Consider the following 21,537-nt stretch of genomic DNA (forward strand, 5'->3'; position numbering starts at 1 on the left):
TCAGTGCTCGGGGTGCAGGGACTGGCCCAGGTACATGGCGGTGAGCATGGTGAACAGGTACGCCTGCAGGAACATGACGAAGATCTCGAACGCGGTCAGCAGGCACGTCATGAACACGCCCAGCACGCCCACCGCCACGCCGCCCACGGTCGGCCGCTCCACCAGGAACCAGTAGCCGACCGCGCTGAAGAAGGCCAGCAGCGTGTGCCCGGCGAACATGTTCGCGAACAGCCGCACGGCGTGGGTGAACGGCGCGGTGACGAAGATGTAGAACAGTTCGAGCGGCGCGTACAGGGTGATCGCCAGGGCCTTGGGCAGGCCCTCGGGGAACATGGCGTTCCTGAGGTAGCCGGCCAGGCCCTGGTGCCGGAAGCCCAGGTAGAGCTTGAGCACGTAGACCGCGCCGGCCAGCACCCAGGGGAAGGCGACGTGCGCGGTGACCGGGAACTGGAGCAGCGGGATCACCCCCATCACGTTCCAGAGCAGGATCAGCAGGAAGAGCGTGAGCAGCAACGGCATCCAGCGGTCGGCGTCCGCGCCCAGCGAGGGGCGGGCGATCTGGTCGCGGACGAACAGGTAGGCGTACTCGCCGGCGTTCTGCAGGCCGCGCGGCACCAGCCTGGGACGGGAGAAGGCGCCCCAGGCCAGCGCGCACACCACGAGCACGCCGGCGACGGCCAGCAGCACCGGCTTGGTGAGCCAGAGCGGCGCGCCGTCCCACAGCGCGGGGTAGTCGAACAACTCCGGTCCGGGCGGGCGGAAGTCGTCGGAGGGCATGGCGAAGCTCCTCTGAGAGGTTGCGGGATCGTTCGGGGGTTTCCCGAGGGGTGCGGATTCAGAGCCAGCCGCGGGACTCGGCCACGCGGACGGCCTCGGCTCGGTTGCGGGCGCCGGTCTTGGTGATCGCCGAGGACAGGTAGTTGCGGACGGTGCCCTCGGTGAGGAACAGCGTCCGGGCGATGTCGGCCACGGTGGCGCCACCGGAGGCGGTCCGCAGCACCTCGGCCTCGCGCTGGGTCAGCGGGCTCGGCCCGACGGTCAGGGCGGACACCGCCAGCTTGGGGTCGATCACCGTCTCCCCCGCCATCACCCGGCGCACGGCCGCGGTCAGCTCGGCCACCGGCGCGTCCTTGACGACGAACCCGGACACGCCCGCGTCGAGGGCGCGGCTGAGATAGCCGGGCCTGCCGAACGTGGTGACGATGACCACCCGATGGCCGCGCAGCCGTTCGGCGACCTCCAGGCCGGACATGCCGGGCATCTCGATGTCGAGCAGGACCACGTCGGGGCGGTGCTCGGCCACCGCTCGCTCGACCAGGTCGCCCCGGCCGACCTCGGCCACCACCTCGATGCCGTCCTCCAGGGCGAGCAACGCGGCCAGGCCGCCCCGGACGAGGTCCTGGTCGTCGGCGATGAGGACGCGGATCACGGACCCTCCAAGGGAACTCGGGCGAGCAGACGGTATCCGCCGCCGGGCAGCGGCCCGGCCTCCAACCGACCACCGACGGCGGCGATCCGCTCGGCGAGCCCGGTCAGCCCATTGCCTCCGACGGCCCCCGCAAGCCCGGCACTGCCGGCCCCGGCAGCCTCAGCCCTGGTGGCTTCGGGGGCGGGGGTGGTGGCTGTGCCGTCGTCGCGGATCTCGACGGTGGCGGTGTGGCCGTCCACGCCGAGGTCGATGTGGCAGCGGTGGGCGCGGCTGTGGCGCACGACGTTCGTGGCGGCCTCCCTTACGGTCCAGGCGAGCAGCGTCTCGGCGGCCGCCGGGACGGGGCCGCCCGCGGGCGAGATCTCCAGCCGGATCCCGGCCAGGTTCAGGCTGTGGGCGGCCGCGCGCAGTTCGCCCGACAAGGAGGGGACACGACAGCCCGCCACGGCGTGGCGCACCTCGTCGAGCGCCTGGCGGGCGGCGCGTTCCACGTCGGCCATCTCGCGGGCGGCCCGTTCCGGGTCGGTACGGGCCAGCCGGGCGGCGAGCTGGCTCCTGATGGTGATCGAGGTCAGCGTGTGGCCGAGCGTGTCGTGCAGGTCGCGGGCGAAGCGCAGGCGTTCGTTGTCCACGGCGAGCCGGGCGACGTGGGCGCGGGCCGCGTCGAGCCGGGCGACCAACTCGCCCAGGTGCTTGATGCTCGCCACCGTCACCGCCTCGACCACGATCGCCAGGGGCACCCACCAGACCTGCCCGAACGGCCGGCCGTACGCCGTCAGCGAGACCACCACGACGACGATCGTCACCGCCGCCGACGCGGCGAAGGCGGCCCGCCCGAGGTAGGCCGACAGGGCGCTGACCACGAACACGAACGCGACGTAGGCCCACGGCGCCCGCAGCACCGGCAGCAGCGCCAGCGCCGCGGCCACCAGCCCCACCACCGGCCGGGTCAGCGTCGCCGCCCCCAGGGGGCTGAACACCCGCCACATGACCCGCAGCCAGCACGCCGCGAAGACCGCGACGCCGGCGACCACCCACACCGCCGCGAGCACGCCGGGACGCGAGGAGAGGAACGACCACAGCGGCCACCCCAACAGCAGCAGCCACACGCACGACCCGGCGCGCGCCGCCACCCGTCCCCGGACGAACTCCAGCTCCCGCACCGCAGCGTCACCCGTCACAGGGCCCGACGGTAACGCCCGGCGGCCGGCGCGGCGACTGTCGGGGGCCGCCGTCCTTGATTCTCAGCATGGGAACAGCCTGCTGGGAGGGGCCGGGCCGGGTGTAGTGCCAGGCGTCAGAGACACCGACATGACAAACGTCATGGAACGCAAGGGGGGCTCGGTGGTGGTGACGGAAAGGCGGAGTCAGGTGGACGTGCGGCGGGTCAGGACGAGCAGGCCCGCGGTGACGAGCCCGGCGGCGTGCAGGCACAACGCCGGGACGATGCCCACGACCTCCCCCAGCACCCCGGCCGCCGCCATGCCGAGCAGCGAGGTCACGGCCTGGGCACTGCCGAGCAGCCCGATGACGCCGCCCCGGCGATCGTCGGTGGTGGCCGTCTGGGCCAGCGTCGTGAACCCGGCCATCGCGGCCGCCGCGGGCAGCCCGGCCAGCGCGATCAGCAGCAGGGCGGGCCACAACGCGTCCAGCGCGAGGGGGTAGGCGAACAGCGCGAGGTCCAGCAGCCCGAACGCGACCGTCCCCCAGCCGAGGAGCGTGCGCGGCGCCGGGTCGCGCCGGGGTAAGGCCACGGCCAGCGCGCCGGCCAGGCCGCCGACCGCCTGCACCGACAGGAACAGACCGTACGCGTCGCCCTGGCCGCCCAGGACGTCCGCCACGAAGGGGGCGGCGAGCGTGGCGAAGATCCCTTCACCCAGCCCCGTGATCACCATGTACGCGACCAGCAGCCGGATGCCGGCGTTCCCCATGGCCAGCCGCAGCCCGGAGGCCCACCGGGCGCGGACGGACGGCGCCCGCGTGCCGGACGGCGGCCGGGCCGGGACACGCAGGGTCGCCTGCAGTGCCGCGGAGATCATGAAGCTGGCCGCGTCGAGCAGGACGATCGCGGGCAGCCCACCCGCCGTGACGGCTACGCCGCCCAGCATCGCGCCGAGCAGGCGGGCGAGCTGGCCGCTCTGGCCGTGCAGGGCGTTGGCCCGGACGAGCCCGGAGGCGGGCACGAGCTGCGGGACGAGCGCCCGTTGCGCAGGGGCGAGCAGGGTGCCGAGCACGCCGGTCCACAGGGCGACCGCGTAGACGATCCAGACCTGGGCCGGGTCGCGTACCGCCAGCAGGGGCAGCAGCCCCAGCCCGAGCAGCACGTCGGTGACGACCAGCAACCGGCGGCGGTCCCAGCGGTCGGCCAGCACCCCGGCGACGGACCCGAGCAGGACGTGGGGCATCCGGGAGACCAGCAGCATGATCGCGGTGGACAAGGTGGAGCCCGTCAGGCGGTAGACGTGGAACGCCAGCCCGGTGCTGATCACCCAGTCGCCCGTCTGGGACACGACGGACGCGACCAGCAACCGCCCGAACCCGCGCCCTCCACCCACCAGCGCCCGCACCCCACCATCCGGCCCCGACGGCTCCGCGACGGGCCGCCCACCGGCACGGTCGGCGAGCGATTCCACGGCCGGCCGCTCACCGGCGCGGTCGGCAAGCGGCTCCGGGCCGGGTCTTTCGCCCGCTTGACCGGCCGCCCCGGTGAGGCTGCGGCGCTCAGTCACCGGAGGCCGTCGGAGCGAGGGGGATCAGCAGTTGGGTCATCAGCACGGGCCGGGCTCCTTCGGGGCGGGCCGCCGTGTCGTCCACGCGGGCCATCAACGGCCGCAGCAGGTCCGCGACGGCGTCGCTGAGCGCCGTGACCTCCGCCGGGGTGACGTAGAGGTAGCTGTTGCCGATGCCGCCGACGCCCCGCCAGGGCTCCTCCTCGTCGCGCCGCGCCTGCTGCCATTCCACCAGCCGCGACAACGCCCGCTCGGCCATGACCTGCTCCAGCAGGCTCCGGGCGGCCGACTGCTCCGCCCCCGCCACGTCGTCGTCCCACACCTGGACGCTGACGGTGACCTTCCAGGGCCGCTCCCGCTCGTCGCGCGCCTCGGCCTGCTCCACCAGGCCGTACTTGGCCAGTTGCCGCAGGTGGTAGGAGGCCAGCGCCTGGCTGATGCCGACCTCGCGGGCGGCGTCGGCGGCGGTGGTGGCCCCCGCCCGCAACAACAGCTCGTGCAACGCCAGCCGGACCGGATGGGCGAACGCCCGCATCGCGGCCGGATCGTTGAGCACCAGCCGCCGCCCCGAGGATTCCAAAGACATGCTTGGAATGTTCCGCCACCCAGGCGACCGATGTCAAGGATTCCTTTGGAATCCGCCTGGCAGGCGCGGGAGCCACATCCGGTCGTGTACGGATCGCATTAGCTGCGGAGTGATCGACGGCATACAGGCGCGCCGAAAGACTGGGGGCATGACGACGGACACACGGGACATCGTGGAAGAGTTGCTGCGGCGGGTCGGCGCGGGCGATCCCGGGCGGACGCGGGATTGTTCGCCGAGCCGGTCGACTGGCAGCTCAGCCGGCCCGACGAGGGGCATCCGGCGGTGCCGTGGATCCGGCCCCGGTCCGGCCGGGACGAGGTGGCCGATCACTACCGGGCGCTGGGCACGCATCACGTGCCGGAGCTGAACGCCACCACGGTGCGGCAGATTCTGGTGGACGGGCCGGACGCCGTGGTGCTGGGACGGATCGTGCAGACCGTGCGCGCCCACGGGGTTTCCTACACGTCGCCGTTCGCGCTGCATCTGACCGTCGAGGACGGGCTGATCACCCGTTGCCACATCTACGAGGACAGCCTGACGGTCGCGGAGGCCGTGAGCGCCAAGGGGTGAGCGGGCGGCGCGCCACCGGCGGGACCGGTGGCGCGCCGGGTCAGCGCTGGATCAGCGGTGGATCAGTGGTGGTAGGCGTGGACGACGGCGTGGCCCTTGCCGCGTCCGATGATCCACTTGTTGATCGGGGTCGTGACGAGGAACGCCACCACCAGCGAGATCGCCAGGGCCGCCCAGAACAGGACGGACGCGAGCCCGGCGTCCATCGCGCCCGGGATGATCAGCATGACGCCGTTGTCGACGATCTCCATGACGAGGATGGACAGCGTGTCGGCGGCCAGGGCGAGGCGCAGCGCGTTGCGCCAGTCCACGCCGGCCCTGAACAGCCCGCGCAGGGTGAGCGCGTAACCGAAGAAGAACGCCAGGACGATGGCCAGGACGACGCTGGGCAGGTTGTGCCAGCCCAGAGCGGTGGCGATCACCATGCCGAGCACCTCGCCGATGGCACACCCGGTGAGGCAGTGCAGCGTCGCGGAGGCGGCCACCCCCCAGGTCGCCTGCATCGTGTGCCCGTGGCCTCCGCCGTCATGCTGCGCGTGGTCGCCGTGGGCGGATTCCTGGTGGTGGGCGTGTGGGGCGTGGTGGGCGTGGTCGCCGCGGGCGGAGTCCTGACCGTGGTGGGCGTGCGCGCCGGGGGCGGCGGTGTGGGGGTGGGGGTGGGGGTCGGGGGCAGCGTCCTGGTCGTGGGGGTGGGGGTCGTGGTGACCGGAGTCGCGCCGACCGTGCCTCATAGATTCCGACATTTGCTACCTTCTACCTCGAACAGCCACATCTCAACCCGCGCAAACCTATACCCCCCATCTGTATTCGGCAATGTTCGGTACCGTTTTGCCCCTCGACCAGGTCAGAGACCCCCGCCGCCCCACCCGGCCCGGGTTACGGTGATCACCACAGTCCGTACGGTCGGAGGGATGGGATGGACGGCCGTGCCCCGCTCCGGCTGCGCGTCAACGGGCAGCCGCACGAGCCGCCGGCGGACCCGCGCGTGTCACTGCTCGACTTCCTGCGCGACCACCTCCGCCTGACCGGCACGAAGAAGGGCTGCGACCAGGGAGCCTGCGGCACGTGCACCGTCCTGGCCGACGGCCTGCGGGTCTACGCGTGCCTGCTGCTCGCCGTCCAGTGCGTGGGGATGGAGATCGTCACCGTCGAGGGCCTGGCCGACGACGAGCTGGGGGCGCGGGTGCAGGAGGCGTTCGTCCGGCACGACGCGCTGCAGTGCGGATACTGCACACCCGGCCAGGTCTGCTCGGCCGTCGGCCTGCTGGCCGAGCTCCGGGACGGCGTGCCCAGCGCCGCGACGCCCGACCTGACCGCTCCCCCGGGCGAGCTGACCGACGCCGAGCTCGGCGAGCGCATGGCGGGCAACGTGTGCCGGTGCGGGACGTACCACCACATCGCCGCCGCCATCAGGGAGGTGGCCGCGACGTGAGGGAGTTCGTCTACCTGCGGGCGGCGAGCGTGGCGGAGGCCGTCACGATGGCCTCGGACGACGGCCCGGCCCGCTACCTGGCCGGCGGGACGAACCTGGTCGACCTCCTGCGGGAGGAGGTCGAGCGTCCGGCCCGGGTCGTGGACATCTCGGGCCTGCCGCTGTCGGCCGTCGAGGACCTGCCCGGCGGCGGCCTGCGGCTCGGCGCGCTGGCCGGCAACACCCAGGTGGCGGCCGACGCGCGGGTGCGGCGGCGGTATCCGGTGCTCGCCCGCGCCATCCTGGCGGGCGCCTCGCCGCAGCTGCGCAACCGGGCGACCGTCGGCGGCAACCTGCTGCAACGTACGCGCTGCCGCTACTTCTACGACACCGGCGCCGCCTGCAACAAGCGCGCGCCCGGCGCGGGCTGCGACGCGCTGGAGGGCTTCAACCGCGCGCACGCCGTCCTGGGGGCGAGCCCGAGCTGCGTGGCCGTCCACCCGTCGGACATGTGCGTGGCGCTGGCCGTCCTCGACGCGACCGTCAACCTGACGGGGCCCGAAGGGGAGCGGAGCGTCCCGTTCACCGGCTTCCACGTCCTGCCCGGCCTGACGCCGCAGGTGGAGACCGTGCTGCGGGACGGCGAACTGGTCACCAGCGTGGACCTGCCGCCCGCGCCGCCGGGACACGGGACGTACGCCAAGGTCAGGGACCGGGCCGGGTTCGCGTTCGCGCTGGTGAGCACGGCGCTGCTGCTGCACGTCGAGGACGGCCGGATCGTGTTCGCCCGGGTCGCGCTCGGCGGGGTGGCGCACAAGCCGTGGCGCGCCCGCGCGGCCGAGGACCTGCTGGAAGGAGCGACGGCGGACGCGGCCTCCTTCGAGCGGGCCGCGAGCCTGGCCCTGGCCGACGCCCGCCCGCTGCGGCACAACGGCTTCAAGCCGATCCTGGCCGCCCGCCTGGTCCGCCGCACCCTCACCGAACTCGCCGCCATCACGCCGTAGATCCGCCGCGCGCCCGGCGTCCCGGGCGAGTAGGTCTGGTAGCCATGACGCTGATGACGTTCTACCCGCCCGTCGAGCCCTACGAGAGCGGCCTGCTCGACGTCGGCGACGGCGCCGAGATCTACTGGGAGACCTGCGGCAACCCCGACGGCAAGCCGGTCGTCGTCCTCCACGGCGGCCCCGGCGGCGGCCTGCTGCCGGTTCAGCGCCGCTTCTTCGACCCGGCCGCCTACCGGATCGTCCTGTTCGACCAGCGCAACTGCGGACGCAGCCGCCCGCACGCGGGCGACCCCGGCGTGTCGCTGGCGGCCAACACGACCTGGCACCTGGTCGCGGACATGGAGCTGCTCAGACGGCGGCTCGGGATCGACCGCTGGCAGGTGTTCGGCGGCTCGTGGGGGACGACCCTGGCCCTGGCGTACGCGCGCCGGCACCCCGGCCGGGTGACCGAGCTGGTGCTGCGCGGCGTCTACCTGGCGAGCGCGGCCGACGAGGAGTGGGCGTTCACCGGCTCGGGGGCGGCCCGGCTGTTCCCCGCGGAGTGGACGGCCTTCCGCGACGCGATCCCGGAGCCCGAGCGGGACGACCTGCTCGCCGCCTACCACCGCCGCCTGTTCGACCCGGACCCGGAGGTGCACCTGCCGGCGGCGCGGGCGTGGGCGGCGTGGGAGCTGGCGGCCAACACGCTGCTGCCCGTCCCTCCCCCGCCCCTGGAGGACCGGGAGGTGCTGGGCTTCGCCCGGATCGAGGCGCACTACTTCACCCGGCGCTGCTTCCTGGAGGAGGGCGAGCTGCTCGACGTGGCGGCGATCCGGCACGTCCCCTGCGTCATCGTCAACGGCCGCTACGACATGAAGACGCCGCCCGACGCCGCCTGGGAGCTGCACCGCGCCTGGCCGGAGGCCGAGCTGCGGATCGTCGAGGACGCCGGCCACGGCGGCGCCGAACCGGGCACCCTGCACGAGCTCGTCAGGGCCACCGACGGCTACCGCCGGAAGGCCCGTGCACCACACGATTCGTGATCTACACTACGAATTTGTAGTGGTTTTGCGGGACTTGCTGGTTCCGTGCACCTCTGCTCACCGTTGTTGACATGTCACCACGTTCGCAGCCTGCCGCGGAGCAAGACGTGATCCGGATCGCCGTGATCGACGACCACGAGCTGATCCGCCATGGGCTGGAGTACCTCCTTCACCGGCACGAGGACCTGAAGGTGGTGCTGCGGGGCTCGTCCGTCGGGGACCTGCGCGGCTTCGACGCCGGGTACGACGTGCTGATCCTCGACCTCTACCTGGCCGAGGACCGGCCGTGCCTGGCCGCGGTCAAGGAGCTGGCCGCCGTCACGCGGGTCCTCATCGTGTCGGCCTCGGGACGGCCCGCCGACGTACTGGCGGCGATCCGCGGCGGAGCCAACGGCTACGTCACCAAGGACGCCCCCTCCGAGCTCATCGTCGCCGCCGTGCGCACGGTGGCCACGGGCGGCTTCTACCTGTCGGCGGGCCTGGCCGACATCCTGCAGAGCGAGCTGGACGACACCACCCGTCCGCCCGTCGGGGACGGTGGCGGCGAGGACGCCGAGGCGAGGCCCCGGCTGTCGGCCCGGGAGGAGGAGACCCTGTCCTACATCGCCCAGGGCTTCACCCACGCCCAGGTGGGCCGCCGGATGGGTGTCAGCAAGGCCACGGTCGACACCTACGTCGAGCGCATCAGGGCCAAGCTCCAGGTCGGCAACAAGGCCGAGCTCACGCGCGCGGCGCTCAACCGGCTCGAACGCCGCGACCGGCCGTGAGCCCCCCGCGCCCGCCGGGGACGGCGGTCGCCGGCATCGAGCGCAGCCGGGCCATCACCATGGTGGTCGTCCGGGTGGGCGCGCTGGTGCTGTGCGGGTCGCTGGAGGTCCTGGGCGACGGGCGGTGGCTGACGCTTGGGCCGCTGCCGTACCTGCTGGGCGTGATGGGGGCCGTCAGCCTGCTGGTGTGCGTGGTCACGACCGTCCGCGCCGCGCTCGCGCCGCGCGCGCTGCTCGCCGCGGACCTGGGCCTGGTGACCGTGGCGGTGCTGGCCGCCGGTCACTACGCGGGCTCGCGGGTGACCGACGGCTGGCCGGGCACGGTCCTGCCGTACGTGCTGCTCGTCGGCATCATGGCCGGGATCTCCTTCCGCACGTTCCCGGTCGTGCTGGCGTGGACGGCGGCGCTGGGCGGCGCGCTGGTCCTCGGTTACGTCCAGGCGGATCTGGCGTGGTGGGCCGGCCTGCCGCACGTCGCCGGGCTGACGACGAACGCCACGATGGCCGCGTACGTCATGCGCATCCTGTTCAGGACCGCCCGCGACCTGGACGAGGCCAGGGCCGGAGAGCTGCGCCGCTCGGCGCAGCTGTCGCAGGAGCGCGAGCGCGGCCGGACGGCCCGCGTGCTGCACGACCGGATCCTGCAGACCATGGAGGCGCTGACCCGCGACGGCTGGATCGCCGACGCCTCGGTCAGGGCGCGGGTGGCGGAGGAGTCGCAGTGGCTGCGCGCCTTCCTGCGCGGCGACGACGGTGACCCGGCCGAGGACGTCGTGGCCGCTCTGGAGGAGGTGGTGCGGCAGGCCGTCGGCAGCGGGTTGCGGGTGGAGTTCAACGCGGGACGGCTGCGTTCCGCGCCGGAACGCGAGGGCATGCCCGCCGAGGTCGTCGAGGCGCTGAGCGGCATCCTGCGCGAGGCGCTGACGAACGTGCGCAAGCACGCGGGCGTGCGGCACGCCGTGGTGCGGGCGGAGTGCCGGTCCGGGACGCTGGCGCTGAGCGTGCTCGACCACGGCAGCGGCTTCGACCCGGACGCGCCCACGACCGGCCTCGGCATCGCCCGGTCCATCCGGGAGAGCGCCCGCGCGGTGGGCGGCAGCGCCGACGTCGAGGCCGCGCCCGGCGAGGGGACGCTGGTGTCGGTGCGCATCCCGCTGCCGTCCGGCGAATGACGTCCTGTCAACGCACCACGAGCCGCACGACAGATCCGGACCCGCCGCCCGGTCCCCGATCGTGCCGACGAACCCGAACTCTCCCTGGAGGTGGCCGAAGCTGCTCCGGACCGGCCTTCGACGCCTGCCTCGAACTGCGGCGGGCGGCGACGGCACGCGGGGGGTCAGCCGAAGCCCTGGGGGCACAGGAAGCTCTTGATCGAGGCGGGGGCGTTCGCCAGCAACGCCGGGCGGTCCTGCTGGGAGCAGAAGTTGCTGCCGATGTCGGCGTCGAGGAACCGTGTGGCGTTCCGCCGGGCGATGAGGTCGATGCCGCCGACGCTCGGCGAGCTGAGCTCCGCGGCGACCCAGGAGCCGACGCAGCGTTTGCGGGCGACCACGGCGTCCTGGGGAAGGCTGCCGCCGTTCAGCGCGGCGGCCTCGCGCAGGATCGAGCCCGAGGACGCGCACGGCAGCGCGCGGGGCCTGTGCGTGGTGGGCGTGTCCTCGGGCGTGTCCTCGGGCGTCTTCTCGGGGGTCTCCTCCGGGGTGCCGGTCTCGGTCGGGGTGTCCTCCGGGGTGTGCGTCTCCTCGGGGGTCTCGCTCTCCTCGGGGGTGTCCGTCGGGTCCGGGTCGGCGGAGGTGGCGGGCGGGTCGGTGTAGGCGGAGGTGGTGGGGCCGTCGTCCGGGGACTGCAGCGCCTCCGGCGTCCCGGCCGCGTTCAGCGCGAACGCCGCGCCGACCCCCACGACCGCGACGACCGCCACGGCGGCGACCGCCACCGGCCACAGCGGCGCCCGCCTCCCGGACGGGGACGGCGCCGGCGGCCCCTGCCCGCCAGACGGGGGCGGCGGCGTCAGGGAGAGCGTGCCGGGTGAAGGTGGCGGCGGCGTCAGACTGAGCGTGCCGGACGGCGGCCGCGGCAGAAGCACGGTGCCCGACCCCGAGCGGAGTGCGGCGAGCAGGTCGCCGGACCCCGGACGCGCCGCCCGGTCCTTGGCGAGCGCCCCCCGGACCAGGTCGCGCACGCCCTCGGGCACCTCGGACAGGTCGGGATCGACGCTCATGACCCGGTAGGCGAGCACGTCCGGCGCCCCGATCCCGAACGGCGGCCGCCCGGTCGCGGCGTAGACCATCAGCGCGCCCCAGGCGAAGACGTCGGCGGCGGCGTCGGCCTGGTCACCCCGGTACTGCTCGGGGCTGATCCAGCCGGGCGAGCCGATGAGCGCGCCGGTGCCGGTCAGCCCGCTCTCGTCGAGGGCCCGCGCGATGCCGAAGTCCAGCACCTTCGCCCCGGACGCGGCCACGATCACGTTGCCCGGCTTGAGGTCGCGGTGGACGATCCCGGCCCGGTGGATGTCGGTGAGCGCCTCGGCGATGTCCACCCCGAACGCGCCCAGCTCGTCCGGCGGCAGCGGCCCGTGGTCGCGTACGTGATCGGTCAGCGTCTGGCCGGGCACGAACTCGGTGGCCAGCCACGGCGGCGAGGCGGCGGTGTCGGCGGACAGGACCGCGACCGTGCATCGCCCGCGCACCCGCGACAGCACCTCCACCTCGCGGACGAACCGGTCGTGGAAGTGCGGGTCGGCCGCCAGCCCCGGATGGATGACCTTGACCGCGACCCGGGCCCCGTCGGGCGCGACCCCGGCGTAGACGACGCCCATGCCGCCCGCGCCCATCCGGCCCACGATCCGGTAGGGACCGATCCGCTCGTGCTCGTCCATCTCCAGGGGGCCGAAACCGCCGGGGTCGCTCATCGTGCTCCCGATCGCCGGATCTTCGCAACAGCGACGATCTTATTGACCATCGGTGTAAAGCGCGCCCCCCTCAGGCGGTTGCTTCGTCGAGGAGCTCCAGGAGATGCCGGTAGGTCTGGCCGGTGGCGCGGGTCAGGCCCAGCTCGCAGGTGCGGTTGACCGAGGCGTGGGCGGCGCAGCCCGCCTCGGCCACGGAGGCGGCCTCGGCGCGGGTGGCCGAGGCGGTCAGCTCGGGGTGCAGCAGGCCGCGGTCGCCGGCGAAGGCGCAGCACTGCCAGCCGTCCGGGATCACCACCTGCTCGGCGACCGCCTCGGCGACGCGGGCGACGGCGGCGTCCAGGCCGAGGCGGGTGGAGGAGCAGGTCGGGTGGAGCGCCAGCGACGGCAGGCGGCGCGCCTCGGGCAGGCGGGGCAGGATGTGCTCGGCGGTGAAGGCGACCGCGTCGACCACCTGGAGGCCGGGCACCAGGTGGGCGTAGCCCTCGGTGCAGGAGGCGGCGTCGCTGACCACGGGCAGGCGGCCGCCGTCGGTGGCCCGCGCGAGCACGTCGCCGACGCGCTCGCCCATGGCCTCCTGGCCTCCGGCGAAGCCCTTGGACGACCACGGGGTGCCGCAGCACAGGCTGGCGATCTTCTCGGGGACGTGCAGCGTCACCCCCGCGCGGGCGGCCAGGCGCTGGAAGGCGGTCATCACGCCGGGGCCGCCGTCGGCGGGGGCGAACAGGGTGTTCAGGCAGGACGGCAGGTAGACGGCGTCGGCGCCCCCGGCCGGGGACGGGCGGCGCCTGGTCCCGCCGCGCGGCAGGTCGCGGCTCCAGCTCGGGACGTCGTCCGCGCCGGCCAGGGCGCGGGCGGCGCGGGAGGCGGCCTCCGGGAGCGCGGGCGGGACGGCGGCGGCGGCGTCGAGGGCCAGGTTCATGGCGCGGGTGACGCCGTCCCAGTGGCGGGCGGCGCTCGTCCAGGCCCGGCGGGCGGACCGGCCGTGGCGCTCGGCGCGCAGGCGTTTGGTCAGGTCGCCGGTGTTGATGAGGACGGGGCAGGCGGTGGCGCACATGCCGTCCACGGCGCAGGTGTCCACGGCGTCGTAGGCGTAGGCGTCCTCCAGCTCGCGGGCCAGGGCGTCGTCGCCGGCCGCCCGGGCCGCGGCCAGCTCGCGGCGCAGCACGATGCGCTGGCGCGGGGTGGTGGTCAGGTCGCGGCTGGGGCAGACCGGCTCGCAGTAGCCGCACTCGACGCAGCGGTCGACCTCGGGTTCGACGGTCACGACGGTCTTGAGGTCGCGCAGGTGGGCCTCGGGGTCGTCGGTGAGGACGACGCCGGGGTTGAGCGTTCCGGCCGGGTCGCACAGGCGTTTGACCTCGCGCATCACCTCGTACAGCTCGTCGCCGTACTGGCGGCGCACGAACGGGGCCATGACGCGGCCGGTGCCGTGCTCGGCCTTCAGCGTGCCGCCCCTGGCCAGGACGGCCTCGACCATGTCCTCGGTGAACTCGGCGTAGCGGTCGAGGTCGGTGGCGAAGCGCTCGTTGAGCATGAAGTGCAGGTTGCCGTCCTTGGCGTGGCCGAAGACGACGCTGCGCTCGTAGCGGTGCTCGGCGAACAGGCGGGTCAGGTCGTCGCACAGGTCGGCCAGGGCGGGCACGGGGACGGCGACGTCCTCCAGCAGGGCGGTCGTGCCGCTGGGGCGGGCGCCGGCGACGGTGGCGTACAGGCCCTTGCGGATGTGCCACAGCGCGGCCCGGCCGCCGGCCTCCCTGCTCAGCCGGGCGGGGGCGGCCAGGCGCAGCCCGGCGAAGAGCCGCTCGGCGGCCTGTTCGCGCTCGGTGAGCAGCTCGGCGTCGGTCTCCTGCCATTCGATCAGCAGCGCAGCGTGCTCGGCGACGGCCAGCGCGCGCAGCGCGTCGTCGGCCTTGGGGTCGGTCTGCGCGACGCGCAGCGACTCGGCGTCCAGCAGCTCGACGGCGGCGGGCCCGGCGGCCACCAGCTCCGGCATCGTGGCCATCGCCGCCCGCAGCGTCGGGAAGACGAGCAGGCCGGTGGCGGCCAGCCGATGGGCGGGGACGGTGCGGAAGACGGCCTCGGCGACGAAGCCGAGGGTGCCCTCGCTGCCGATGACCAGGTGGGCGAGGATCTGCGCCGGGCCGTCGTGGTCGAGGAAGCTGTTCAGGCCGTAGCCCATGGTGTTCTTCAGCGAGAACTGGGCCTGGACGCGGCGCACCGAGTCGGGGTTGCCGCGCACGCGGTCGCGCAGCCGTTCGAGGCCGGCCGCGAGGTCGGGCTCCAGGGCGCGCAGCCGCTCGTCGGCGTCGGGGGCGCCGGTGTCGACGACGGTGCCGCTCGGCAGCACCAGCGTCATCGACTCCAGCGTCTGGTAGGTGTTGGCGTGCGTGCCGCAGGTCATGCCGCTGGAGTTGTTGGCCACGACGCCGCCGATCGTGCAGGCCGACTCGCTGGCCGGGTCGGGGCCCAGCTTGCGCCCGTACGGGGCCAGGCGGGCGTTGACCTGCCGCAGCACCGCGCCGGGCTGGACCCGTACCCGGGCGCCGCCGTCGAGGACCTCGATCGAGCGGAAGTGCCGGCGGGTGTCCACGAGCAGGTGCTCGCTGACGCCCTGGCCGCTCAGGCTGGTGCCCCCGGAGCGGAACGTCAGCGGCAGGCCGGTGCGCAGCAGCGCGGCGACCTGGCCGGCGCTCTCGGCCACCAGCACGGCCTGCGGGGTCAGCAGGTAGTGGGAGGCGTCGTGGGCCATGCCGAGCCGGTCGCTCGCGCGGGCGCGGGTGATCCCCGGGACGGCCGTCTCGACCGCCGCCAGGACGGCGGCGTCCGGCGCGTTCAGCCGTCGCGGTTCACGGTGGGTCATGCTCGTGCTCACTTCCGAGTTCATTGCCGGGGGTCGATGTGGATCTTGGGCCCCGGGCCGGCGCCGGACGGTCGCCGTCCGGCCAGGACGCCGGCCGTGTCCGCCAGCCCGACCGTGGCGGCCACCAGCGGACGGGCGTCCACCGAGCCGCCGGCGTAGGCGTCGATGGCCCCGGCCAGCCCCGCCGAGCCACCCAGGACGCCGACCGCGGTGACGTCCTTGAGCACCAGGTCGCGGGTGTCGAGCGTGGACGGCGTGCCGGCCAGGCCGATGTAGACGACGCGGCGGGCGGGTTCGGCCAGGCCGAGGGCGAACGCGGGCAGCTCGGCGGCGTTGGTGGCGTCGAGGACGGCGTGCCAGGGCAGGCCGGGCAGGGTCGCCCGCGTCCAGGCGTGCCGGAAGCCGAGGTCGGCGGCCAGGCGCAGGTCGGCCTCGGCGCGGCCCATGAGGTGCACGTCGGCGCCGCCGGCGCGCGCGAACAGCGCGGCCAGCAGGCCGATCGTGCCCGTGCCCAGAACCAGCAACCGCTCCCCCGCCTCCAGCCCCGCCGCGCGGACGGCGCGTAAGGCGTTGCCACCGGGCTCGACCAGCGCGCCCAAGGTCTCGTCCACCGTATCGGGCAGCGCGTGGAGCGCCGCGACCGGGACGGCCAGCCGCTCGGCCAGCGCCCCCGCGGCGCCCCGGCTGATGCCGAGCTCGGCCAGGTCGGGGCACACGTGGTGGCGGCCCTGGCGGCAGCGGTCGCAGCGTCCGCAGCCGAGCATGGTGTCGCCGACGACCCGCCGCCCCAGCCACGACGGGTCCACGCCCTCGCCCACCTCGGCGACGCGCCCGCACCACTCGTGGCCGGGGCGCAGCGGGTAGCGGGAGCGGCCGGTGCGCAGGTAGCTCATCTCGCCGCTGAACAGCTCCATGTCGGTGCCGCACACACCGGCGCGCTCGACGTCCACGACGACCTGGCCGGGCCCGGCGGACGGGGGCTCGACCTCCTGGACCTCGGCCGCGCCCGGCCCGGTCAGGACGAGCGCCCGCACTACCGGGGCTCCACGACCCGCTGGCGCTGGCTGCCGAGCCCGTCGATGCCGAGCTCCATCACGTCGCCGGGCCGCAGCCAGATCTGCGGGTCGTGGCCCATGCCGACGCCGGGCGGGGTGCCGGTGTTGATCAGGTCGCCGGGCTCCAGCACCATGAACTGGCTCAGGTGGTGGACGATGACGTACGGGTCGAAGATCATCGTTTTGGTGTTGCCGGTCTGGCGGCGTACGCCGTTGACGTCCAGCCACATGCCCAGGTCGCGGACGTCGCCGAGCTCGTCGGGGGTGACCAGCCAGGGGCCGGCCGGGTTGAACGTCTCGGCCGACTTGCCCTTGCTCCACTGGCCGCCGCGTTCCATCTGGAAGGCGCGCTCGCTGACGTCGTTGACCACGCAGTAGCCGGCGATCGCGGCCGCGGCCTCCGCCGGTGAGTCGAGGTAGGAGGTGCGCCTGCCGATCACGATGCCGAGCTCCACCTCCCAGTCGGTCTTGGTGGCGCCGCGCGGGATGCGCACGTCGTCGTCCGGGCCGACCAGGGTGTTGGGCGACTTGGTGAACAGGATCGGCTCGGCGGGGACGGCCTGACCGGTCTCGGCGGCGTGGTCGCTGTAGTTGAGGCCGATGCACAGGATCTGGTGCGGGCGGGCGATCGGCGCGCCGATCCGCTCGCCGGCGAACGCCTGCCGGGGGCCGTCGGCGACCCGTCCGGCGAGCAGGGCGGGGCCGCCCGCGGCGAAGAAGCGCTCGTCGAAGTCGGGGGTGAGGTCGGAGACGTCGACGTAGTGGTCGTCGTCCACGCGGACGACCGGCTTCTCGGCGCCGGGCGCGCCGATGCGCATGAGGTACAAGGGAATCTCTCCAGTTCTGCGGGGGTCAGGGAAGGTCTTGTCCGGCGGCGAGCGCGCGGATGGCCGGCACATCCTCCACGAGCGCCCGCAGGGGCGTGCGGTAGGCCAGGCCGCTGATGCTGATCGCGCCGCTCGGCACGGTGGGCGAGGTCAGGTACGCCGGGACCGCCACGCAGTTGACGCCCGGCTCGTTCTCCTGGTCGTCGGCCGCGTAGCCCTGCTCGCGGACGCGCACCAGCTCGGCGTGCAGCTCCTCGGCGGTGCCGATCGAGCGTTCGGTGGGCCGTTCCAGCCGCCGGCCCCCCACCCAGGCGCGCACGGCGGCCTCGTCGCGCAGCGTCTCGGCCAGCAGCACCTTGCCGACACCGGTGCAGTGGGCCGGGTTGCGCCCGCCGACGACCGAGGTCAGCCGCACCGCGCCGGACGGCGGGTCGAGCTTGGACCGGTAGACCACCGACGCGCCCTCCAGCACCGCGTAGTGGACGGTCTCGCCGTAGCGGTCGCACAGCGCCTGGAGGATCGGGGTGACGCGGACGTGGTCGGGCCGGGCCTCGTGATGGGCGAAGGCCATGCGCAGGAACTCGTCGCCGAGCACGTAACGGCCGTGGCCGTTGCGGACGGCGAACCCGGCGCGGCGCAGCGCGGCCAGGGCGCGGTGGGCGGTCGGCTTCGGGCTGGACACCGCGCGGGCCATCTCCTCCAGCCCGATGCCGTCGGGATGCCGGGCTAGCTCGGCCAGCACGGCCAGCACGCGGTCGGCTCCCACGAGCTTGGCGTCGCTGTCGGACATGTTCCGAAGGTTAGACCACCGTTCCGGAAAACGGAAGTTCGCCCCCTCCGCGTCCTCCGTTGACGCAACCGAATGGTTGCCATAATGTGGCAACCGTTCGGTTGCTACTAGTTGGAGGCCGCAATGAGTGTTCCTGTCGCGACCGTTGAGGCCGCCCCGCCGCGCCTCGACGGCAGACAACGATTGATCGCGTTCGTCCTGCTCGGCGCCGGTTTCATGCTGGCGGTCGACTTCTCGATCCTGAACGTCGCCCTTCCCCAGGCCGGCGCGGGCGTCGGGCTGAGCCCGGCCCAGTGGCCCTGGATCACCTCGGCGTACGCGCTGCCGGCGGCCGGGTTCACCCTCGTGTTCGGCCGGACGGCGGACCTGTTCGGCCGCCGCAAGCTGTTCCTGGCCGGCATGGTCGTCCTGGCCGGGGCCTCCCTCCTCGGCGGCTTCGCCGACGGGCCCGGGACGCTGCTGACCGCCCGCGTGCTGCAGGGCCTGGCCACGGCGATGACGATCCCCGCCGCGCTGTCGCTGCTCACCACCACCTTCAAGGAGGGCCCGCTGCGCGCCCGCGTCCTCGGGCTGAACGGCGCCCTGCTGTCGGGCGGGTTCACCGTCGGCGCGCTGCTCGGCGGCGCCCTGGTCAGCCTGCTGAGCTGGCGGGCGGCGTTCCTGTTCAACGTGCCGGTCGCGGTGGCGATCGTGGTGCTGACGCCGTTCCTGATCCGCGAGAGCGTGCTGCCGGGGCGGGTGCGGCTGGACCTGCCCGGCGCGGTCACCGTGACCGGCGGCCTGCTGGCCGTGATCTACGCGGCCGTCGAGACCGACCTGGTGGCGGCCGTCGTCGGCGTGGTGCTGCTGGGCGCGTTCTGGCGGATCGAGCTGCGCGCGCCGGCGCCGCTCGCGCCGGTGCGCATCCTGCGGCGGCCCACGGTGAAGTGGGGCAACTTCGCCGGCTTCGTGATCTTCACGATGGAGCCCGCCATGATCTTCCTGGTGACGCTGTACCTGCAACGCGTCCTGGGGCTGTCACCGCTGGCCACGGGCCTGGTGTTCGGGATACCCGGGCTGGCGTCGGTGGTCGCCGGCGTGATCGCGGGGCGGTTCGTCGGGCGCTACGGCAGCCGTCTGGTGCTGGTCGTGGGCATGACGGTCCAGGCCCTGGCGACCCTGCCCACCGTCCTGCTCGGGACCGGCTGGACGGCGCTCGCGGTGCTGGTCCCCGCGTTGTTCGTCGGCTTCTTCGGGCATGTCACCGCGATCGTCGCCTACACCGTCACCGGGACCTCGGGCCTGCCGGACGAGGAACAGGGGCTGGCGACCGGGCTGACGTCCATGACGCAGCAGGTGGCGATCACCGTCGGCGTCCCGCTCCTCGGCGCCGTCGCCGCCACGCGCGGCGGGGAGCTGGCCGGCATCCGCCTGGCCCTGCTGGTGGACGTCGCGATGACGCTCGCCGCCGTCGCCCTCATCTCCTACGGCCTGCGCCGGCACCCACGGCCGGAGCAGTGACCGTCCACCGGTCGCCACAAGATGTGGCAACCTTTTCCCTGCTGCATATGGAGGTCGTCATGGGATTCCCCGATCGAGTCGAGCGCACCGTCGAGCTGGCGCACCCGCCCGGCAAGGTGTGGGCCGCGCTCACCACCCCCGAGGGGCTGGCCGCCTGGTTCGGCCAGGAGGCGGCGATCGAGCTGCGTCCCGGCGGGCCGGCGCGGATGAGCTGGAGCCACGGGCACACGGTCGACATGCGCGTGGAGCGCGTGGAGGAGCCGTCGGTGTTCGGCTTCACCTGGCCGGTCTTCGGCATGCCGGAGGACGACCTGCGCCGCACGTACGTCGAGTTCACCCTCGAACCGGCCGGCACGGGCACGCGGCTGACCGTCGTCGAGACCGGCTTCGCCCAGCTCCCCGACGACCACCACCGCAAGGCGTACGACGCCCACACCGAGGGGTGGGCGAGCGAGCTGGGCGAGCTGGTCGAGCACCTTGACGCCGCCTGACATCGAGGCGGTGGCCGAGCAGGTCTTCGTCGCCCTGGCCGACCCGAGCCGGCGCGCCATCCTGGCCGAGCTGGCCTCCCGGGGCCCGGCCACGGCGACCGACCTGGCCGCCCGCCTGCCGATCACCCGGCAGGCGATCGCCAAGCACCTGACACTGCTGGCCGAGGCCGGGCTGGTGACGGCCGAGCCGGGCGAGCGCCGCCGCGTCCGCTACCGGCTGCGCTCGGCCCCGATGCGGGTGGCCCAGCAGTTCCTGGCGGCGCTGGCGAGCGACTGGGACGGCCGCCTCGACGCGCTGAGGAACCACCTCGACGGCTGACCGCCCGTCCCCGCCCCGCTCACGCGGCCCGGCGGGGACGGGCGAGCCAGGAGAAGGACCCGGCCATCAGCAGCGCGACCAGCCCGCCGGCGACCATCACGGCCGACACCGAGTAGGCGTCGACGATCACGCCGCCCAGCAGCGCGCCGAGGGCGAAGGTCGCCTGGAACGAAGAGGTGAAGATGACGGTCGCCGCCTCCGGCGTGCCGGGCGCGGCCCGCAGGAACCACGCCTGGGAGCAGACCGGCACTCCCCCGTAGGCCAGCCCCCACAGCACCAGCAGCACGACGGCCCCGGCCTGGGACGTGCCGGCCAGGGGCAGCAGCGCGGTGGCGGCCGCGATCAGGCCGCCGCAGACGACGAACGTCGCGCGCGGCGCGGTGGCCACGGCCCGGCCAGCCAGGAAGTTGCCCGCGATCCCCGCCACGCCGTACGCCAGCAGGACGGCGCTGACGGCGGCCGGGGACAGCCGGGTGACGTGCTCCAGGAACGGGGTGACGTAGGTGTAGGTGCCGAAGTGCGCCAGCACGACGAGGAACGTGGCCAGCAGCGCGATTCTGGTGCCGTGCAGGCGCAGCAGGTCCAGCAGCACGCGCGAGCCGGTGGCCTGACGGGCGGGCAGCGGCGGCAGCAGGGTCAGCAGCGCGAGCAGCACGAGCACGGCCAGCCCGGCCAGCACCAGGAACGCCGTCCGCCAGCCCGCCAGGTGGCCGATGAGGGTTCCGGCCGGCACCCCGAGCACCGAGCCCAGCGGCACGGCCGAGAAGATCAGGGCCGTGGCGGCGCCCACGGCGGACGGCGGCACCAGCCGGGAGGCCAGCCCCGCCGCGATCGACCAGAAGCCGCCGATGGTGAGGCCGACGAGCACCCGCGAGACCAGCACGACCCAGTAGGCCCCGGCCACGGCCGCCAGGACGTCGGCGGCGGCCAGCACGGCCATCATGACGCAGAGCATCACGCGGCGGTCCAGGCGGCCGGTGGCCACGGTCAGGACGGGGGCCGCGACGGCGGCGACGAACCCGGGCAGCGTCATGGTGAGCCCGGCGGTGCCGTCGGTGACGCGGAAGTCGGCGCCGATGGTGGTCAGCAGGCCGATGGGCAGGATCTCGCTGGTGACGATGGCGAAGATGCCCAGGGTGATCGAGGTGACCGCGAGCCAGGAGATCAGCGGCGGGCGCGGCGGGGCGAGGGTGGTGGTGGTTGCCATGGTTCCGTTCCGGACAAGGAATGATCTACGGCGAACCAGCCAACCAGCCACGACGTCCCTGA

21 protein-coding genes are annotated in these 21,537 nt (G+C 74.1%); 9 read left to right on the plus strand and 12 right to left on the minus strand.

All coding sequences use genetic code 11. The features are described from left to right. The 5 genes from atpB to ACIA8R_RS18905 form a co-directional block, all read right to left on the minus strand. Positions 1-777 carry a F0F1 ATP synthase subunit A gene (gene atpB / locus ACIA8R_RS18885; protein ID WP_357697025.1) on the minus strand — a complete coding sequence of 259 codons (777 nt, stop codon included), beginning with the start codon at positions 775-777 and terminating at the stop codon, positions 1-3. Positions 778-835: 58 nt separating this feature from the next. Next, a complete protein-coding gene (locus tag ACIA8R_RS18890; RefSeq protein ID WP_364087658.1) occupies positions 836-1,429 on the minus strand; it encodes a response regulator transcription factor in 594 nt (197 codons plus the stop codon). Beyond that, on the minus strand, positions 1,426-2,610 hold the full coding sequence (locus ACIA8R_RS18895; RefSeq protein ID WP_397039447.1) for a sensor histidine kinase: 1,185 nt from the start codon (positions 2,608-2,610) through the stop codon (positions 1,426-1,428). Before ACIA8R_RS18895 ends, ACIA8R_RS18890 begins: the two co-directional genes overlap by 4 nt. A 186-nt stretch (positions 2,611-2,796) precedes the next feature. Next, positions 2,797-4,062 carry an MFS transporter gene (locus ACIA8R_RS18900; protein WP_397039448.1) on the minus strand — a complete coding sequence of 422 codons (1,266 nt, stop codon included), beginning with the start codon at positions 4,060-4,062 and terminating at the stop codon, positions 2,797-2,799. 88 nt (positions 4,063-4,150) lie between these two features. Beyond that, positions 4,151-4,744, minus strand: coding sequence for a helix-turn-helix domain-containing protein (locus ACIA8R_RS18905; RefSeq protein WP_357697018.1), 594 nt, complete (start codon positions 4,742-4,744; stop codon positions 4,151-4,153). 225 nt (positions 4,745-4,969) lie between these two features. Between ACIA8R_RS18905 and ACIA8R_RS18910 the strand changes: the two genes are divergently transcribed. Beyond that, positions 4,970-5,314, plus strand: coding sequence for a nuclear transport factor 2 family protein (locus ACIA8R_RS18910; RefSeq protein WP_397039450.1), 345 nt, complete (start codon positions 4,970-4,972; stop codon positions 5,312-5,314). Between the two features lie 62 nt (positions 5,315-5,376). On the opposite strand, the gene ACIA8R_RS18915 is transcribed toward ACIA8R_RS18910, so the two are convergent. Continuing rightward, positions 5,377-6,045, minus strand: a complete 669-nt coding sequence (locus tag ACIA8R_RS18915; RefSeq protein ID WP_397039452.1) for a DUF4396 domain-containing protein — start codon at positions 6,043-6,045, stop codon at positions 5,377-5,379. Positions 6,046-6,230: 185 nt separating this feature from the next. Between ACIA8R_RS18915 and ACIA8R_RS18920 the strand changes: the two genes are divergently transcribed. The 5 genes from ACIA8R_RS18920 (at position 6,231) to ACIA8R_RS18940 (ending at position 10,690) form a co-directional block, all read left to right on the plus strand. Continuing rightward, complete coding sequence (locus ACIA8R_RS18920; RefSeq protein WP_364087676.1) at positions 6,231-6,746, plus strand: 2Fe-2S iron-sulfur cluster-binding protein; 516 nt, start codon at positions 6,231-6,233, stop codon at positions 6,744-6,746. Then, positions 6,743-7,729: an FAD binding domain-containing protein gene (locus ACIA8R_RS18925; RefSeq protein WP_397039454.1), complete on the plus strand. Its 987-nt coding sequence runs from the start codon at positions 6,743-6,745 to the stop codon at positions 7,727-7,729. The genes ACIA8R_RS18920 and ACIA8R_RS18925 overlap by 4 nt, the downstream gene beginning before the upstream one ends. A 50-nt stretch (positions 7,730-7,779) precedes the next feature. Beyond that, complete coding sequence (gene pip, locus ACIA8R_RS18930; protein WP_357697234.1) at positions 7,780-8,751, plus strand: prolyl aminopeptidase; 972 nt, start codon at positions 7,780-7,782, stop codon at positions 8,749-8,751. A gap of 107 nt (positions 8,752-8,858) precedes the next feature. Further along, the gene (locus tag ACIA8R_RS18935) at positions 8,859-9,518 is read left to right on the plus strand and encodes a LuxR C-terminal-related transcriptional regulator (RefSeq protein WP_397039455.1); all 660 of its coding nucleotides are present in this window, start codon (positions 8,859-8,861) and stop codon (positions 9,516-9,518) included. Then, positions 9,515-10,690 carry an ATP-binding protein gene (locus tag ACIA8R_RS18940; protein WP_364087682.1) on the plus strand — a complete coding sequence of 392 codons (1,176 nt, stop codon included), beginning with the start codon at positions 9,515-9,517 and terminating at the stop codon, positions 10,688-10,690. Before ACIA8R_RS18935 ends, ACIA8R_RS18940 begins: the two co-directional genes overlap by 4 nt. Before the next feature lie 164 nt (positions 10,691-10,854). Here the strand turns inward: ACIA8R_RS18940 and ACIA8R_RS18945 are convergent, their stop codons facing one another. From ACIA8R_RS18945 to ACIA8R_RS18965, 5 genes are all read right to left on the minus strand, one after another. Beyond that, positions 10,855-12,426: a serine/threonine-protein kinase gene (locus ACIA8R_RS18945; protein ID WP_397039457.1), complete on the minus strand. Its 1,572-nt coding sequence runs from the start codon at positions 12,424-12,426 to the stop codon at positions 10,855-10,857. Between the two features lie 70 nt (positions 12,427-12,496). Beyond that, the gene (locus ACIA8R_RS18950; protein WP_397039459.1) at positions 12,497-15,286 is read right to left on the minus strand and encodes an FAD-binding and (Fe-S)-binding domain-containing protein; all 2,790 of its coding nucleotides are present in this window, start codon (positions 15,284-15,286) and stop codon (positions 12,497-12,499) included. Between the two features lie 20 nt (positions 15,287-15,306). Next, a complete protein-coding gene (locus ACIA8R_RS18955) occupies positions 15,307-16,320 on the minus strand; it encodes a zinc-binding dehydrogenase (protein ID WP_397039460.1) in 1,014 nt (337 codons plus the stop codon). After that, complete coding sequence (locus tag ACIA8R_RS18960; protein ID WP_357697000.1) at positions 16,320-17,168, minus strand: fumarylacetoacetate hydrolase family protein; 849 nt, start codon at positions 17,166-17,168, stop codon at positions 16,320-16,322. The genes ACIA8R_RS18955 and ACIA8R_RS18960 overlap by 1 nt, the downstream gene beginning before the upstream one ends. 25 nt (positions 17,169-17,193) lie before the next feature. Next, entirely contained in the window at positions 17,194-17,958 is a 765-nt protein-coding gene (locus ACIA8R_RS18965) for an IclR family transcriptional regulator (protein WP_364087691.1), read from the minus strand. A gap of 123 nt (positions 17,959-18,081) precedes the next feature. Between ACIA8R_RS18965 and ACIA8R_RS18970 the strand changes: the two genes are divergently transcribed. The 3 genes from ACIA8R_RS18970 to ACIA8R_RS18980 are packed head-to-tail and all read left to right on the plus strand — an operon-like array spanning position 18,082 to position 20,268. Continuing rightward, positions 18,082-19,458, plus strand: coding sequence for an MFS transporter (locus ACIA8R_RS18970; RefSeq protein WP_397039462.1), 1,377 nt, complete (start codon positions 18,082-18,084; stop codon positions 19,456-19,458). Between the two features lie 59 nt (positions 19,459-19,517). Continuing rightward, on the plus strand, positions 19,518-19,949 hold the full coding sequence (locus ACIA8R_RS18975; RefSeq protein ID WP_357696994.1) for an SRPBCC domain-containing protein: 432 nt from the start codon (positions 19,518-19,520) through the stop codon (positions 19,947-19,949). After that, the gene (locus ACIA8R_RS18980) at positions 19,936-20,268 is read left to right on the plus strand and encodes a metalloregulator ArsR/SmtB family transcription factor (RefSeq protein WP_364087700.1); all 333 of its coding nucleotides are present in this window, start codon (positions 19,936-19,938) and stop codon (positions 20,266-20,268) included. Before ACIA8R_RS18975 ends, ACIA8R_RS18980 begins: the two co-directional genes overlap by 14 nt. Before the next feature lie 19 nt (positions 20,269-20,287). On the opposite strand, the gene ACIA8R_RS18985 is transcribed toward ACIA8R_RS18980, so the two are convergent. Further along, the gene (locus ACIA8R_RS18985; protein ID WP_397039464.1) at positions 20,288-21,475 is read right to left on the minus strand and encodes an MFS transporter; all 1,188 of its coding nucleotides are present in this window, start codon (positions 21,473-21,475) and stop codon (positions 20,288-20,290) included. Positions 21,476-21,537: the final 62 nt, after the last annotated feature.

Origin of the sequence: Nonomuraea sp. NPDC051191, from assembly GCF_044455665.1 — a bacterium.
Classification (GTDB): Bacteria; Actinomycetota; Actinomycetes; order Streptosporangiales; family Streptosporangiaceae; genus Nonomuraea.

Excerpts from the sequence above, each read along its gene's own strand:
- ACIA8R_RS18965 (WP_364087691.1), bottom strand. The coding sequence starts at position 17,958 with ATGTCCGACAGCGACGCCAAGCTCGTGGGAGCCGACCGCGTGCTGGCC.
- ACIA8R_RS18905 (WP_357697018.1), bottom strand. The coding sequence starts at position 4,744 with ATGTCTTTGGAATCCTCGGGGCGGCGGCTGGTGCTCAACGATCCGGCC.
- ACIA8R_RS18920 (WP_364087676.1), top strand. The coding sequence starts at position 6,231 with ATGGACGGCCGTGCCCCGCTCCGGCTGCGCGTCAACGGGCAGCCGCAC.
- ACIA8R_RS18945 (WP_397039457.1), bottom strand. The coding sequence starts at position 12,426 with ATGAGCGACCCCGGCGGTTTCGGCCCCCTGGAGATGGACGAGCACGAG.
- ACIA8R_RS18970 (WP_397039462.1), top strand. The coding sequence starts at position 18,082 with ATGAGTGTTCCTGTCGCGACCGTTGAGGCCGCCCCGCCGCGCCTCGAC.
- ACIA8R_RS18915 (WP_397039452.1), bottom strand. The coding sequence starts at position 6,045 with ATGAGGCACGGTCGGCGCGACTCCGGTCACCACGACCCCCACCCCCAC.
- atpB (WP_357697025.1), bottom strand. The coding sequence starts at position 777 with ATGCCCTCCGACGACTTCCGCCCGCCCGGACCGGAGTTGTTCGACTAC.
- ACIA8R_RS18950 (WP_397039459.1), bottom strand. The coding sequence starts at position 15,286 with ATGACCCACCGTGAACCGCGACGGCTGAACGCGCCGGACGCCGCCGTC.
- ACIA8R_RS18985 (WP_397039464.1), bottom strand. The coding sequence starts at position 21,475 with ATGGCAACCACCACCACCCTCGCCCCGCCGCGCCCGCCGCTGATCTCC.
- ACIA8R_RS18975 (WP_357696994.1), top strand. The coding sequence starts at position 19,518 with ATGGGATTCCCCGATCGAGTCGAGCGCACCGTCGAGCTGGCGCACCCG.